The sequence below is a fragment of the Roseateles sp. genome, assembly GCF_031397715.1.
Lineage (GTDB): Bacteria > Pseudomonadota > Gammaproteobacteria > Burkholderiales > Burkholderiaceae_C > Paucibacter_A.
Genome location: NZ_JANNMI010000228.1, coordinates 1 through 14894, shown reverse-complemented (window position 1 = coordinate 14894; position 14894 = coordinate 1). Strand labels below are relative to the sequence as shown.

Below are 14894 nucleotides of genomic sequence, written 5' to 3'. Positions count from 1 at the left end.
GATCAGGAAGCCGATCTGGCCACCCGGCAGGCCGGTCAGCAGATGCTCTACCCAGATGGGGCCGTCGACGCCTTGAAAGGACAGACTGAAGATGGTTGAGCCGACCAGGATGAAGACCACAAAGCAAGACAACTTGGTGGTCGAGGTCAGGGCCTGCGTCATCAGCTTGTAGCTGATGCGCCCGCGCGCCAAGGCCATCAAGAAGGCGCCCAGCGCACCCATCGCCCCGCCCTCGGTCGGTGTGGCAATGCCTAAGAAAATCGTACCCAAGACCAAGAAGATCAGCGCCAGCGGCGGGATCAACACAAAGGTCACTTGCTCGGCCATCTTGGACAGCAGCTTCAGGCGCAACACTCGGTTCAGCACCGAAGCCAAAAAGGCCACGCCGACGCCGACCGACATCGCCACCACGATGGTTTCATCGGTGGCCACGCTGGTGACGATCTCTCCCTTGAAGTAACTGGTGATGTCAGCGTAGTGCCGGCCGAAATAGACCGCAATGCCGACCGACACCAGGGTCAAAATTCCCAGCGAGCGCAAACCGCTGGCGCCATTGCTTTCACGGATGGCGCGCGCCTCCAGCGGCAAGGCCGGCACCCATTTGGGGCGGAAGATGGCGACGCCGATGATGTAGGCGGTGTAGAGGCCGGTCAGGATGAAGCCAGGCAGGAAGGCACCCTTGTACATATCGCCGACGCTCTTGCCCAATTGGTCAGCCAGGATGATCAAGACCAGCGACGGTGGAATGATCTGCGCCAAGGTGCCGGACGCCGCGATCACGCCCGAGGCGACGCGTCGGTCATAGCCATAGCGCAGCATGATGGGCAGCGAGATCAGGCCCATCGAGATCACCGAGGCGGCGACCACGCCGGTGGTGGCGGCCAGCAGGGCGCCAACAAAAATCACCGCGAAGGCGAGTCCGCCGCGGATCGGGCCGAACAGCTGGCCGATGGTGTCGAGCAGATCTTCGGCCATGCCGGAACGCTCAAGAATCAACCCCATCAGCGTGAAGAAGGGGATCGCCAGCAGGGTTTCGTTCTTCATGATGCCGAAGATGCGCAGCGGCAGCGCCTGCATCAGCGAGGCTGGCAGCACATCAAGCTCGATGCCGACGAAGCCGAAGAACAGGCCGCAAGCACCCAGGCTGAAGGCCACCGGGAAACCCATCAGCAAGAACACGACCAGTCCGACGAACATGATGGGGGCCAAATTTTGGGCAATGAATTCCATTCCCGGGCTCCCTCAGATTCTCTTTTGCTCGGCGGCCAAGCGGATCGCTTCGGCCAATTCTTCTTCGGCCGTTTTGGCCACCGGCTGCTTGGTTGGGTCGTCGATCAGGCCTTGCAAAAATGCCAGCCGTTTGACCAATTCACTGAAGCCCTGCAGCATCAGCAGGCCAAAACCGATCGGAATCATGGCGTAGACCGGCCACAGGATCAGGCCACCGGCATTCGACGACATTTCACCGGAGCGCAAGGCCTGCAAAAAGAAGGGCGTGCCGAGGTAGAGAATGGTGGCGCACACCGGCATCAGGAAGACCACGAAGCCGAAGACGTCGATCCAGGTTTGCACCCGCTTGGAGAAGCGCCCGACCACCACATCGATGCGCACATGCTCGTTGTTCAGCAGCGTGAAGCCGGCCGCCAGCAAGAAGGACGCGGCGAACAAATACCATTGCATCTCCAGGAAGGCATTGGAGCTGTAATTGAAGGCCTTGCGCACGATGGCGTTGAGGGCGCTGATCAGCGTCGAGGCAAGGATCAGCCAAATGACCCAGCGGCCGATGAAACGACTGATGCCGTCAATCAGCCCAGAAATTTTGAGTAGGGCGTGCACCGTGATCTCCCGTTGTCTTTTACAAATGCGCGAATGCGGCGGACATATTCGCCGCTTGACGCAATGTATGAGAACAGGGCTGAATTGATCCTGAATGAGGCGAGTCTCCTAGGGCATGTCCTAGGAGAGTATTCCCGTGGTGGCGCTGGTTTGCTGCGTTCAGCGCTGGTTTGCCGCAGCAAACAACTTACCCGAACGAGCGCCCGAACGGCAGAAGGCCAGGATGGGCTTGGGCAAGCTGTCCAGCAATTGCTTGAACTGGGCGATCTCATCCGGCGACTGGAAGCCACCGGCCACCGGCAGATGCCGGTAGCTCAAACCGGCGGCCAGGGCGGCGGCTTCGATCTCGGTGCTGGTGGGTTGGCTAGCGCCGCCCTCAAAGTCGGGCCGGTTGTTGATGATGCTGCGAAAGCCGGCCGCCGCGGCGGTCACCATCGCAGCGGGCTCCAGCTGCGGCGCCACGCAGAAATCGGCCGTGATGGTCTGGATCGGCAAATTCATAACCGACCTCAGTGGCTCAGCGCTTGCTTGACGGCCGCCGACACCAGGGCCATATCGGCCTTGCCGCCCAGCTGGGTCTTAACGGCGGCCATCACGCGACCCATATCGGCCGCGCTCTTGGCGCCGACTTCCGCAACGATGGCGTCGACGGCTGCCTTGACCTCGGCGGCATCCATGCGCTGGGGCAGGTAGACCTCCAAGAGCTTCAATTCAATCGCCTCTTTGTCCGCCAGATCCTGCCGGCCACCGGCCGTGAACTGGGTGATCGAGTCCTTGCGCTGCTTGATCAACTTGTCGACGATGGCGACCACGCCCACGTCATCGACGACCACCCGCTCATCGACTTCCCTTTGCTTGATGGCAGCGAGCAAGCCACGGATGGTGGTCAGTTTGTCGGCTTCCTTGGCGCGCATCGCGTTCTTCATGTCTTCGGTAATGCGGTCTTTCAGGCTCATGGTGAATCCTTGGGGCTAGGTGGTGCGAGAAATTGATGGGCGCAAAGGCTGCACTGATTGTGGCGGGAAAAAGAAAAAGCCCGCTACAGCGTCCTGTGCGGGCTTTTTCTAGGCGCTCTATCGAGACAGCTAAATTTTTGGTTTAACTATCGCGAGGGCTTGGTAGCCCGCGCAAAGCGTCTGATCTCTACTTGACGATCAGAACAGCTTCTTGGGCAGCTGCATGCTGCGAATGCGCTTGTAGTTGCGCTTGACGGCCGCAGCCTTCTTGCGCTTGCGCTCAGCCGTTGGCTTCTCGTAAAACTCGCGGGCGCGGAGGTCAGTCAGCAAGCCGAGTTTCTCAATAGTGCGCTTAAAACGGCGCAGAGCCACATCAAATGGCTCGTTCTCTTTGACGCGAATCGTGGTCATGAAAAGGTAGTTCCTTCAATATGCGCTCGGTGTTCGTCACACACGTCGTTCATGCTGCTAGTCTGCGTTTTGCAGTCAGCAGCTTTGAACTCAGTGTCTGAAACGGCTTATCCGGAATCCGCTTCAAATAAGTTGCGAATCGACGCGCAGGGTTTGCCAGCAAAGACAGCGATTGTAGCCTGAATTTCAAGTACTTGAAGTATTTCCGCCCAATGATCTGGCGCAAGCCGCTGCGCTGGCCCAGGCCCATTGGAAGTTGTAGCCGCCCAGCCAGCCGGTAACGTCGACAACTTCGCCGATGAAATACAGGCCGGGCACGCGCTTGCTCTGCATGTTTTGCGAGTTCAGCTCGCGCGTGTCGATGCCGCCGCGCATCACCTCGGCCTTGCGCCAACCTTCGCTGCCATTGGGTGTCAGTTGCCAGCCTTGCAATTGAGTTGCGAGATTTTGCAGATCGCGGTCCTTGCATTCCGGCATGGTTCGCCCGCCACTCAAGCCCAGGCGTTCAAGCCAGGCCTGCGCCAAGCGCTGAGGAAACAGGCTCGCCAACTCATTGCCAAGTTGGCGGCGTGAGTCGTTCTTGGCCGCCAGCAGCGTGGGCAGCAGGTCCAGGACGGGTGCCAGGTCAATTTGCAGACTTTCGCCCTCGGACCAAAAGCTGGATATTTGCAAAATGGCCGGCCCGCTCAAGCCGCGGTGCGTGAACAGCAAATCCTCCAAAAAGCTGCCGCGTGCCTTGCCTTTGCCGGTGCTGACGACCACGGGCAGGGACAGCCCGGAGAGCGCCGAAAACGGCGCCCAGTCAGTGGCATCAAAGGTCAGCGGCACCAGGGCGGCGCGCGGCTCGATGATGTTGTGGCCCAAGCGCTTGGCCAGGCGCAGCCCCCAGTCGGAGGCGCCGATCTTGGGGATGGAGAGCCCGCCGGTTGCCACCACGAGGGCTTGGGTTTGCACCGGGCCATGCGATGTCTCCAGCGTAAAGCCCCGACTTTCTGTGGCGCCGTCGGTTGTTGCTTGCACCTCCACCACCGTGCAGGGCTGCCAGCGCTGCACGCCGCCGGCATCGCATTCTTTGAGCAGCATTTGAATGATCTGCTCGCTGGAGTCATCACAAAACAGCTGACCCTTGTGCTTCTCGTGGAAGCGAATGCCGTGCTTTTGGACCAGGGCGATGAAGTCTTGGCTGCTGTAGCGGGCCAGGGCGGAGCGGCAAAAGGCCGGATTCTCGGACAGAAAATTGGCCGGGCTGACGTCTTTGTTGGTGAAATTGCAGCGCCCGCCACCTGAGATGCGAATCTTTTCGGCCAGCCGTTCGGAGTGGTCAATCAGCAGCACGCGCTGGCCCCGCTGACCGGCCAGCCCTGCGCAAAAAAGTCCGGCGGCGCCCGCGCCGATCACGACCAAGTCAAAGATTTGCATGTAGCTTTATTTGTTTGAGCGGCACCCAATTGGCACCATCGGCTTGATTGTCCCGCAGGAGTGCGTGCTCGAATTTCGATGAGCGGCGAGCCGCAGGCAAACAAGGGCGTTGAAAAGCCGTCTGCATAGACGGCGCCGATAGATTTGGAATAGATAATCCAGCCGGGGTGCGGTGTCCATGTTGGCGCACTGGTTTGCCCCTTACTAAGGCAATCTAGGGGGAGTGATCTGATTCTCGGCGCCCGCCACTTGCTGCTGCACGCGCATGCCCACTATATTTCCCGATAGGCGTCCAGGTTTCGAAGTTTGGGCTGCATTTGATTTATGTTTGACTGAGAGTTCATGGACACTTCTTCCGATAACCACGAAGATCCTCGACCCAAATCGGGTGGTTTTGCGCATTGGCTGAGTCAGCAGGGAGATTTGCTGATGGAGTTGGGGCCGGTGTTGCTGAGCCTGATTGAGCCGCTTGATTCCTTCGTCGCGGTCAAATCTTTGGCGACGGGGCGTTATGTTTTTGCCAGCCCAGCTTTGGATTATGTCTTTGGCAAAGGCGCGGTCTCGGGCAGCCTTGACAACGACTTGATGCGCGCAGATGAGGTGATAGGCATGCGCCGCGTGGAGCAGTCGGTGATGGCTCAACGCACCCTTGTCGTCAGCGAACACAGGCTGGAGTTGGCCGGGCGCAGACGTGAGTTCACCGTCACCCGCGCACCATTGGGTGCCGAACACATATTGTCGGTGTGGCGTGAACGTACCGAAGAGCGCCACCGCGAGTCGCACCTGCAGCGAGCGTTGCAGCAAATCGAGCAGCAGCAAAAAACCATCGAACAGATTCGGCGGGAATTGCAGTTAGGCAGCGGCCGGGATGATTTGTCGGGGCTTTATTTGCGCGCTCAGTTTGACGACCAACTGCTGCGCGAAATCGACCTCTCGACCCGTGAACACCGCGAGTTCGCGCTCGTCGTGATTGCCCTGGATCCCGTGCCGGAGGCAGCTCAGGCCATGGGTGAGGAGGCCAATCAGCGCTTGCTGGAAGGTATGGGCCGTATGTTGCGCGCCAATACGCGCTCGATGGACGCAGCCTGCCGCATCGCCGAAGATAGGTTTGCGGTGCTCTTGTCCGGGGTCGGGCTGGCCACCGCGCATGCCCGCATGGAGCAGTTGCGGCGCCAGTGCACGGCACAAATTGTTGTGCTGAACGGGCTGGATATGGGCTTGTCCATCTCTATGGGCGTCTGCAGCTTTCCGCACACCGCCTCCAAACAAGAGGAATTGCTGGCGGCCAGTGAGGCGGCGGTTCAAGAGGCGCAGCGCCGTGGCGGCAATCAAGTCGTGTTGGCGGCCATCCCCTTCGTCAGTTGATCGAAGCGAGCTGCAAGCCGGAGTTTGCAAATTCGCTGGCCAAGCCGTGCGGGCAAGCGAGGCGAAGAAGGTGTCCACCGCGAACCGTGAGCCGCATTCCTGAACCAGGGGTTCAGGTGGGCGAGGTCAGCCAAACATTGGGTTCATCTGACGCGAGACGATCACGCTTGCTGGGCGATGTTCCAAGCCCTTGCTCATAGAGCATTGGTTCAAGGAAATATAAAGCTCACGCGAATGCGGTGGACGGATTGGATTCTACGGCCTGCATGCTGACAGTTTGGTGAACTCAGAGCAATTTGCCGTCCTGTTCAAGGGCTTCGTCGAGCCGGCGAATCAGGCCCTCCAGGTCGGGTAGGTTGTCAGCGCCAACTGGCCGAGCTTTGTTGGGCTCCTTTGCCGCTGCGCCGCCCTCTGCCAACTGGTAAGCCAGATTCAAGGCGGCCAGCACAGCGATGCGCTCGCGTGCCTTGACCCGGCCCGAATCGCGAATTGCCGTCATCTCTCGATCGACCTGCGACACCGCCCTGGTCAACGCGGCCTCACCGCCCTCCGGGCAGCCGAGCAGGTAGCTCTGGCCCATGATGGTTACTTCCATTTGCTTCATTGGGGCTTCTTTCCGGAGTCGCTGCTGTCCACCGGCAGTCGCTCGAGCAAGACATCGATGCGGGCGCGGGCGGCGTTCAAGCGCGAGCGCAGGCTGTCGCGCTCGTGGCTGAGGGTTTGCATCTGCTCTTGCAGCAGGGCGTTGGTTCGTTTCAATTCGTCGTGGCGAATCAATATTCGCTCGACACGGTCGATCAGATCATTGAGGCTTGGCATGGCATCCGGCGGCGGCTAGGCAGTCGGCAATTGTAGGCGGCGTCCCGTATCGCATTGAGCCGCAACGGCGCAACTGCCGCACAGCGGCTGGCGTGCTTTGCAAATATAGCGGCCATGCAGGATCAACCAGTGATGTGCGTCCACCATGAATGGCGCCGGAATGCGTTTCAGCAAACCTAACTCGACGGCCAGTGGTGTCTTGCCCGGGGCCAAGCCGGTGCGATTGCCGAGCCGGAACAGGTGGGTGTCGACCGCCATCGTCGGCTGACCGAACGCCACATTCAGCACCACATTGGCGGTTTTGCGGCCCACACCGGGCAAGGCCTCCAGCGCTTCGCGGGTGTTGGGGACCTTGCCCTGATGCTGGTCGACCAGGATGCGGCAGGTCGCCATCAGGTGTTTGGCCTTGCTGCGATACAAACCTATCGTGCGGATGTACTCACACAGGCCTGCTTCACCCAAAGCCAGGATTTTATGCGGCGTGTTCGCCACCGGGAACAATCGGGCCGTGGCCTTGTTGACGCCCACATCGGTGGCCTGCGCCGACAGCAGGACCGCCGCCAGCAACTCAAACACGCTGGCATAGGCCAACTCGGTTTGCGGTGACGGGTTGGCCGCCTGCAGGGTTTGAAAAAAGATCTGGATTTGTTCAGCGTTCATGGCGGCATTGTCCTCGCGCGGACAAGAGCCTCGGCGCTCAGGCGGATGCCGGTGCGGCGCTGTTGGCGGCCGCCGCCAAACCGTTGTCAAAATGCGCGCGCATCAAGCGAGCGGCATCACCGCCTTGGCGCTGCGTGATCGCCGCTATCAGGGCTCGGTGCTCCGCCAGAGATTCATCCAGCCGCCCTTGCTTGAACAGCGAATGGTGGCGGTTGAGCTTCATCACGCGGCGCAGATCGGTGACGATTTGTTGGCGCCAGCGGTTGCCCTCAATCTCCAGCAAGCGCAGATGAAAGCGCTCATTGGCGGCGAAGAAAGCGTCACGTTCCTTGACTTGATGCTCCAATTGATCATGCAGCAGTTGCAACTCGGCCAATTCGGCATCCGCGGCAACGGCCGCCACCCGTGCTGCCGCATCGCTTTCCAGCAGCGCCAGCAACTGATAGGCCTCGCGCACATCGCGCTCGCTCATTTCGGTCACATAGGCACCGCGCCGCACCTTCATCGTGACCAGACCTTCGGCGGCCAAGACCTTCAGCGCCTCGCGCAGCGGCGTGCGGCTGATGCCCAACTCGGCGCAGAGCTTGAGCTCGTCGATCCAGGCGCCGGGCTCCAACTCGCGGCCAAAGATTTGCTGACGCAAGCGCTCCGCCACCTCTTGGTAAAGGGCACGTGGGGCGAGCGAGAGCCGGGTATTCATGGATTTGTGCGTTGAGCGGCGTCAGTGTAGCGTCAATTTTGAATTTATCATTATGAATGATGGGCGCGCTATCATGCCGCGTCAGCAGGAGTCCTCGATGTCTGAAGCGTCAAACGAAAATGAATTCCCATCGGCCTCGCTGGCCGACTGGGCCCGCGCCGCCGCCAACTCCGCCCCCGGTGGCGATCTGGCAGCGCTGAACTGGCACACACCCGAAGGTCTCGTCGTCAAGCCGCTGTACACGGCGGCAGACACTGCAAACCTGCCGCATGCCAACACCTTGCCTGGTTTCGAGCCCTATCTGCGCGGGCCGCAAGCGACCATGTACGCGGTGCGGCCCTGGACCATCCGCCAGTACGCCGGCTTCTCGACCGCCGAGGAAAGCAATGCCTTCTACCGCAAGGCCTTGGCCGCCGGCGGGCAGGGCGTGTCGGTGGCGTTTGATCTGGCGACGCATCGCGGTTACGACAGTGACCACCCGCGCGTCACCGGCGATGTCGGCAAGGCGGGCGTGGCGATCGACTCGGTCGAGGACATGAAGATCCTCTTCAACCAGATCCCGCTCGACAAGGTCTCGGTCTCGATGACGATGAACGGCGCGGTGCTGCCGGTGCTGGCTGGCTATGTGGTGGCGGCCGAGGAGCAGGGCGTCTCGCAAGACAAATTGAGCGGAACCATACAGAACGACATCCTCAAGGAGTTCATGGTCCGCAATACGTACATCTACCCGCCCGAGCCGTCGATGCGCATCATCGGCGACATCATCGAATACACGGCACAGAACTGCCCCAAGTTCAACTCGATCAGCATCAGCGGCTACCACATGCAAGAAGCCGGCGCGAACCAGGCGCTGGAGTTGGCCTTCACCCTGGCCGACGGCAAGGAATATGTGAAGACGGCCTTGGCCAAGGGCTTGAGCGTCGACGACTTCGCACCGCGCCTAAGCTTCTTCTGGGCCGTGGGCATGAATTTCTATCTGGAGATCGCCAAGATGCGGGCGGCGCGCCTGCTTTGGTGCCGGATCATGAAGGGCTTCGAGGCCAAGAATCCCAAGAGCCTGATGCTGCGCACGCACAGCCAGACCTCGGGCTGGAGCCTGACCGAGCAAGACCCGTACAACAACGTCGTTAGAACCACGATCGAGGCGATGGCGGCGGTGTTCGGCGGCACGCAGTCGCTGCACACCAACTCGCTGGACGAGGCGATCGCGCTGCCGACCGAGTTCTCGTCGCGCATTGCCCGCAACACCCAGCTGATCATTCAAGAAGAAACCCATATCACCAGCGTGATCGACCCCTGGGCCGGTAGCTACATGATGGAGTCGCTGACGCAAGACATGGCCGACAAGGCCTGGTCCATCATCGAAGAGGTCGAGGCGATGGGCGGCATGGTCAAGGCGGTGGATTCGGGCTGGGCCAAGCTCAAGATCGAGGCCAGCGCGGCCCAGAAGCAGGCGGCCATCGACTCTGGGCGCGATGTCATCGTTGGCGTCAACAAGTACAAGCTGGCCAAGGAAGACCCGATTGAGATTCTGGACGTCGACAATGTGCGTGTGCGTGACGGTCAAATTGAGCGGCTGCGCGCCATCAAGGCGAGCCGCGACAGCGCCGCCGTGCAGGCCGCTTTGCAGGCGCTGACCGAGGCCGCCACATCGGGCCAAGGCAATCTGCTTGACCTCAGCATCAAGGCGATGCGCTTGCGCGCCACCGTGGGCGAGATCAGCGACGCACTGGAACTGGTCTATGGCCGCCACCGCGCCGACACGCAAAAGGTCAGCGGCGTCTATGCGGCCGCCTACGACTCGGCCGAGGGCTGGGCCAAGTTGCAAGAAGAGATCGCCGCCTTTGCGGTGGCGCAGGGCCGTCGGCCACGCGTGATGGTCGCCAAACTAGGCCAAGACGGCCATGACCGTGGCGCCAAGGTGGTAGCCACCGCCTATGCCGATCTGGGTTTCGACGTCGACATCGGCCCCTTGTTCCAGACGCCTGAGGAATGCGCCCGCCAGGCGATCGAGAACGATGTGCATGCGGTCGGCATCTCGACCCTGGCCGCAGGACACAAGACCCTGGTGCCGGCCATCATTGCGTCGCTCAAAGAGCAGGGCGCCGACGACATCATCGTGTTTGTCGGCGGCGTCATTCCGGCGCAGGACTACGACATGCTCTACGCCGCCGGCGTCAAGGGCATTTACGGTCCCGGCACGCCGATCCCGGCCAGCGCGAAGGACGTGCTGGAGCAGATCCGCAAGGCGCTTGTCGTCCAATGATGCTGCTTGCCGAGACGCTGATCGGCGCGCCCGGCGCGGCCCAACGCCGAGCGATCGCCAAGGCCATCACGCTGCTTGAGTCCACGCGGCCTGACCATCGCGTGCAAGCCGATGCGCTCTTGACCGAGCTGCTGCCGCGCACCGGCAAGGCCTTTCGGCTCGGCATCTCCGGCGTGCCCGGCGTGGGCAAGAGCACTTTCATCGAAGCGCTGGGCATGTTCCTGATCGCCCGCGGCCAGCGTGTCGCGGTGCTGGCGGTCGACCCCTCCAGCAGCCTGTCGGGTGGCGCCATCCTCGGCGACAAGACCCGCATGGAGCGACTGTCGATGAACGAGCGGGCCTACATCCGCCCCAGCCCCAGCAGCGGCACGCTGGGCGGCGTGGCCGACAAGACCCGCGAGGCGATGCTGGTCTGCGAGGCGGCAGGCTTTGATATCGTCATTGTTGAAACGGTCGGCGTCGGCCAGAGCGAGACGGCGGTGGCCGGCATGACGGACATGTACGTGCTGATGCAGCTGCCCAATGCCGGCGACGATTTGCAGGCGATCAAAAAAGGCGTGATGGAGCTGGCCGATCTGGTCGTCATCAACAAGGCCGATCTGGATTGGGCTGCCGCCACCCGCGCGCAGGCGCAGATCGGCTCCAGCCTGCGCCACTATGGCCGCTCGGGTCAATCCGCCAGCCATCCGCGCGTGTTACAAGTTAGCGCCTTGAAGGCCGCGGGGCTGGCTGAGTTTTGGGCTGCGGTGGAGTTGTATCGCAGCGAGCAGAACGGCCGAGGCGGCACGCAGGCCAAGCGCCAGGCCCAGGCCTTGGACTGGATGTGGGAACGCATCCACAGCGGCCTGCGCCAGCAGTTCGCCGAGGCGCCGGCTGTGCGCGAGCTTTTGCCCGAGATCACGACCGAGGTTTTGCAAGGCCGATTGGCCGCATCGACGGCTGCCCGCCAGCTTTTGAATCGATTTTCTGGAGAAGAAATTTGAAACCCCCACGCCCATTGAATGGGCTGCCCCCCGAGGGGGCGCCGTCCTTTCTTGGGGCGGCCCAGCGAAAGGACATAGACCATGCATGACATCCAACAACGGCTGGAAGAAAAACGCGCCCAGGCCCGCCTCGGCGGCGGCGAGAAACGCATTGCCGCTCAACATGCCAAGGGCAAGCTGACCGCCCGCGAGCGGTTGGAGTTGCTGTTCGACGAGGGCACCTTCGAGGAATGGGATATGTTCGTCGAGCATCGCTGCGTGGACTTCGGCATGCAAGACAACAAGATTCCCGGTGACGGTGTGGTCACGGGCTACGGCATGATCAACGGCCGCCTGGCCTTCAGTTTCAGCCAGGACTTCACCGTCTTCGGCGGCGCGCTCTCCGAGAGTCATGCGGAGAAGATCTGCAAGGTGATGGACCAGGCGATGAAGGTCGGCGCACCCGTCATCGGACTGAACGACTCGGGCGGCGCGCGCATCCAGGAAGGCGTGGCCTCGCTGGGCGGTTATGCCGATGTGTTCCAGAAGAATGTGCTGGCCAGCGGCGTGATCCCGCAGATCAGCATGATCATGGGGCCTTGCGCAGGCGGCGCGGTCTACTCGCCGGCGATGACCGATTTCATCTTCATGGTGAAGGATTCGAGCTATATGTTCGTCACCGGGCCCGAGGTGGTGAAGACGGTCACGCATGAGGAGGTGACGGCAGAGCAACTCGGCGGTGCCGGCACGCACACCTCAAAAAGCGGGGTCGCCGATCTGGCCTTCGAGAATGATGTCGAGGCGATCCTGATGCTGCGGCGCTTCTTCAACTACCTGCCCTTGAACAACCGCGAAAAGGCGCCAGCTCGGCCCAGCGGCGACCCCGGCAACCGGCTCGATCATTCGCTCGACACGCTGGTGCCCGACAACGCCAACAAGCCCTACGACATGAAGGAGCTGATCCTCAAGGTGGTCGACGACGGCGACTTCTTCGAGCTGCAGCCCGAGTACGCCAAGAACATCCTGACCGGCTTCGCCCGCATGGAAGGCCAAACGGTCGGCATCGTCGCCAATCAGCCGCTGGTGCTGGCCGGCTGCTTGGACATCAAGAGCTCCATCAAGGCGGCGCGTTTTGTGCGCTTTTGCGATGCCTTCAGTATCCCGGTGATCACCTTCGTTGACGTGCCCGGCTTCATGCCCGGCACAGCCCAAGAATACGGCGGCATCATCAAGCATGGCGCCAAGCTGCTCTATGCCTATGCCGAATGCACGGTGCCCAAGGTCACGGTGATCACGCGCAAGGCCTACGGCGGCGCCTATGACGTGATGAGCTCCAAGCATCTGCGCGGCGACGTGAACTTCGCCTGGCCTAACGCCGAAATCGCGGTGATGGGGGCCAAGGGTGCGGTCGAGATCATCTTCCGCGAGGACAAGGGCGACCCGGAGAAGTTGGCGGCCAAAGAGGCCGAGTACAAGGCCCGCTTCGCCAACCCGTTTGTGGCGGGTGCGCGTGGCTTCATCGACGACGTGATTCAGCCGCATGAAACCCGCAAACGCATCTGCCGCTCGCTGGTGATGCTCAAGGACAAGAAGTTGGAGAACCCGTGGCGCAAGCACGGCAATATTCCTTTGTGAAGGCGCTTGCCTTGTCTGCGCTCTTGATGTCCATGCCTGCCATTGCGCTAGCTTGCGCGGCCGAGCATGAGCTGGCCGGGGAGCAGGGCAGGGCCAGCGAGCAGGAGGACCAAGACGCCGCCGATGCCAAGGGCAAGCAAGCCGCCAAGGCCGCGTTTGAGCGCTGCGCGCTGCTTCGCTATGGGCCAAGCAGTGCGCCACGCATCGAAGCCTGTGAGGCCGACTTGTTCAGCCTGCCGGTGATCTTGTTGTTCCGTGTGGATGGCACGTCACGCTCGGACGCATTGGCCGACTTGAAACGTGAAGACGCGCATGAGGACGGCCGGGTTGCAGCCATGTTGGCCTTTGCCTACCAGGGGCGCGGCCCGGCCAAGACCCAGGGGCCAGCCTGGATGGCCGAGCGGGTCAAGGATTGGACCGACCGTTGCTTGGCTGGGCGGCTACGTTTTTAGAATTGATTGGGGATCAAGCATGTTTACAAAGATACTTATTGCCAATCGCGGTGCTCGCGCCAACGGCGCGGTCGCGCCAGCGACAAATTGCTTGACGCGCGTAGCGCGTGCAGGCGAGTTCCCTGCGGAGACGAATCATGTTTAAGAAAATCCTGATTGCCAACCGCGGGGAAATCGCTTGCCGGGTCATCAAGACGGCCCGCAAGATGGGCATCAAGACGGTGGCCGTTTATTCCGAGGCCGACAAGGACGCGCTCCATGTCGAGCTGGCCGATGAGGCCGTGCTACTTGGGGCCGCGCCCAGTCGCGAGTCCTATCTGGTGGCAGACAAGATCATTGCCGCCGCGCTGCAGACCGGCGCGCAAGCGATTCACCCCGGCTATGGCTTCTTAAGCGAGAACGAGGACTTTGCCCGCCGAGTCGAAGAAGCGGGCATCGCCTTCATCGGCCCCAAAGCGCATTCGATCGCGGCGATGGGCGACAAAATCGCGTCCAAGAAGCTGGCGAACGCTGCAAAGGTCAACACCATCCCCGGCCACAACGAGCCGATTTTGTCGGCCGAGGAAGCGGTCCTGATTGCGGCCGGCATCGGCTATCCGGTCATGATCAAGGCCAGCGCCGGCGGCGGTGGCAAGGGCCTGCGGGTCGCCTTCAACGACAAGGACTGCTTCGAGGGCTTCACCAGCTGCCGCAACGAGGCGCGCAACAGCTTCGGCGACGACCGCGTCTTCATGGAGAAATTCGTCGAGGAGCCGCGCCATATCGAGATCCAGATCCTCGGCGACAGCCAAGGCCAGGTGCTCTATCTGTGGGAGCGTGAATGCTCGATCCAGCGCCGCCATCAGAAGGTGATTGAAGAAGCGCCGTCGCCGTTCATCTCCGAGGCAACGCGCAAGGCGATGGGCGGGCAGGCGGTCGCCTTGGCCAAGGCGGTCAACTACCAAAGCGCGGGCACGGTCGAGTTCGTCGTCGGCAAGGACCAGAGTTTCTACTTCTTGGAGATGAACACGCGGCTGCAGGTCGAGCATCCGGTGACCGAATGCATCACCGGGCTGGATCTGGTGGAGCAGATGATCCGCGTTGCCGCCGGCGAAGCGCTGGCCTTCTCGCAGGCCGACCTGAAGCGCGAGGGCTGGGCGATCGAATGCCGCATCAATGCCGAGGACCCGTTCCGCAACTTTCTGCCGTCGACCGGCCGACTCGTTAAATACCAGCCACCCCTGACATCGATGGAGTCCGCTGATCCTGCTCGTTACGGCGTGCGCGTCGACACCGGCGTGGTCGAGGGCGGCGAGATCCCGATGTTTTACGACTCGATGATTGCCAAGCTTATCGTGCACGGAAAGGACCGTCTCGATGCGATTGCCAAAATGCGCGAGGCGCTCAATTCCTTTGTGATCCGCGGCATCAGCA

Annotated in this window: 16 protein-coding genes; 6 read left to right on the top strand and 10 right to left on the bottom strand. The window is 61.5% G+C overall.

What is annotated here, in order from left to right; all coding sequences use genetic code 11:
* The 6 genes from RMO57_RS09775 to RMO57_RS09750 form a co-directional block, all read right to left on the bottom strand.
* Positions 1-1230: TRAP transporter large permease (locus RMO57_RS09775; protein ID WP_310386124.1), on the bottom strand; the 1230-nt coding region annotated here is incomplete at its 3' end.
* Positions 1231-1242: 12 nt separating this feature from the next.
* The gene (locus tag RMO57_RS09770; RefSeq protein ID WP_310386122.1) at positions 1243-1836 is read right to left on the bottom strand and encodes a TRAP transporter small permease subunit; all 594 of its coding nucleotides are present in this window, start codon (positions 1834-1836) and stop codon (positions 1243-1245) included.
* A 159-nt stretch (positions 1837-1995) separates the two neighbouring features.
* On the bottom strand, positions 1996-2337 hold the full coding sequence (locus RMO57_RS09765) for a TIGR01244 family sulfur transferase (RefSeq protein WP_310386120.1): 342 nt from the start codon (positions 2335-2337) through the stop codon (positions 1996-1998).
* 8 nt (positions 2338-2345) lie between these two features.
* Positions 2346-2792, bottom strand: a complete 447-nt coding sequence (locus tag RMO57_RS09760; RefSeq protein WP_310386118.1) for a GatB/YqeY domain-containing protein — start codon at positions 2790-2792, stop codon at positions 2346-2348.
* Between the two features lie 198 nt (positions 2793-2990).
* On the bottom strand, positions 2991-3203 hold the full coding sequence (gene rpsU, locus RMO57_RS09755; protein WP_105262375.1) for a 30S ribosomal protein S21: 213 nt from the start codon (positions 3201-3203) through the stop codon (positions 2991-2993).
* A gap of 186 nt (positions 3204-3389) precedes the next feature.
* On the bottom strand, positions 3390-4622 hold the full coding sequence (locus RMO57_RS09750; protein WP_310386116.1) for an NAD(P)/FAD-dependent oxidoreductase: 1233 nt from the start codon (positions 4620-4622) through the stop codon (positions 3390-3392).
* A gap of 342 nt (positions 4623-4964) precedes the next feature.
* On the opposite strand from RMO57_RS09750, the gene RMO57_RS09745 reads away from it, so the two are divergent.
* Positions 4965-5987, top strand: coding sequence for a GGDEF domain-containing protein (locus RMO57_RS09745; RefSeq protein ID WP_310386114.1), 1023 nt, complete (start codon positions 4965-4967; stop codon positions 5985-5987).
* A 286-nt stretch (positions 5988-6273) separates the two neighbouring features.
* Here RMO57_RS09745 and RMO57_RS09740 read toward each other — a convergent pair whose 3' ends face one another.
* Genes RMO57_RS09740 through RMO57_RS09725 form a run of 4 tightly spaced genes read right to left on the bottom strand, consistent with a single transcriptional unit; the run spans position 6274 to position 8166 of the window.
* Positions 6274-6591, bottom strand: coding sequence for a cell division protein ZapA (locus RMO57_RS09740; protein WP_310386112.1), 318 nt, complete (start codon positions 6589-6591; stop codon positions 6274-6276).
* Positions 6588-6806, bottom strand: a complete 219-nt coding sequence (locus RMO57_RS09735) for a DUF904 domain-containing protein (protein ID WP_310386110.1) — start codon at positions 6804-6806, stop codon at positions 6588-6590. Before RMO57_RS09735 ends, RMO57_RS09740 begins: the two co-directional genes overlap by 4 nt.
* A gap of 15 nt (positions 6807-6821) precedes the next feature.
* Entirely contained in the window at positions 6822-7466 is a 645-nt protein-coding gene (gene nth / locus RMO57_RS09730; protein WP_310386107.1) for an endonuclease III, read from the bottom strand.
* Between the two features lie 37 nt (positions 7467-7503).
* Positions 7504-8166, bottom strand: coding sequence for a GntR family transcriptional regulator (locus RMO57_RS09725; RefSeq protein WP_310386106.1), 663 nt, complete (start codon positions 8164-8166; stop codon positions 7504-7506).
* Positions 8167-8263: 97 nt separating this feature from the next.
* Here RMO57_RS09725 and scpA point away from each other — a divergent pair, with 97 nt between their 5' ends.
* From scpA to RMO57_RS09700, 5 genes are all read left to right on the top strand, one after another.
* Positions 8264-10432, top strand: a complete 2169-nt coding sequence (scpA, locus tag RMO57_RS09720; RefSeq protein ID WP_310386105.1) for a methylmalonyl-CoA mutase — start codon at positions 8264-8266, stop codon at positions 10430-10432.
* Complete coding sequence (gene meaB, locus RMO57_RS09715; RefSeq protein ID WP_310386102.1) at positions 10429-11415, top strand: methylmalonyl Co-A mutase-associated GTPase MeaB; 987 nt, start codon at positions 10429-10431, stop codon at positions 11413-11415. The genes scpA and meaB overlap by 4 nt, the downstream gene beginning before the upstream one ends.
* An 81-nt stretch (positions 11416-11496) precedes the next feature.
* Positions 11497-13029 (top strand): acyl-CoA carboxylase subunit beta, encoded by a 1533-nt coding sequence (locus RMO57_RS09710; protein ID WP_310386100.1) that lies wholly within the window; start codon positions 11497-11499, stop codon positions 13027-13029.
* 26 nt (positions 13030-13055) lie between these two features.
* Positions 13056-13481, top strand: a complete 426-nt coding sequence (locus RMO57_RS09705) for a hypothetical protein (protein ID WP_310386099.1) — start codon at positions 13056-13058, stop codon at positions 13479-13481.
* Positions 13482-13618: 137 nt separating this feature from the next.
* A partial coding sequence (locus RMO57_RS09700) for an acetyl-CoA carboxylase biotin carboxylase subunit (protein WP_310386097.1) occupies positions 13619-14894 on the top strand: 1276 nt, incomplete at its 3' end.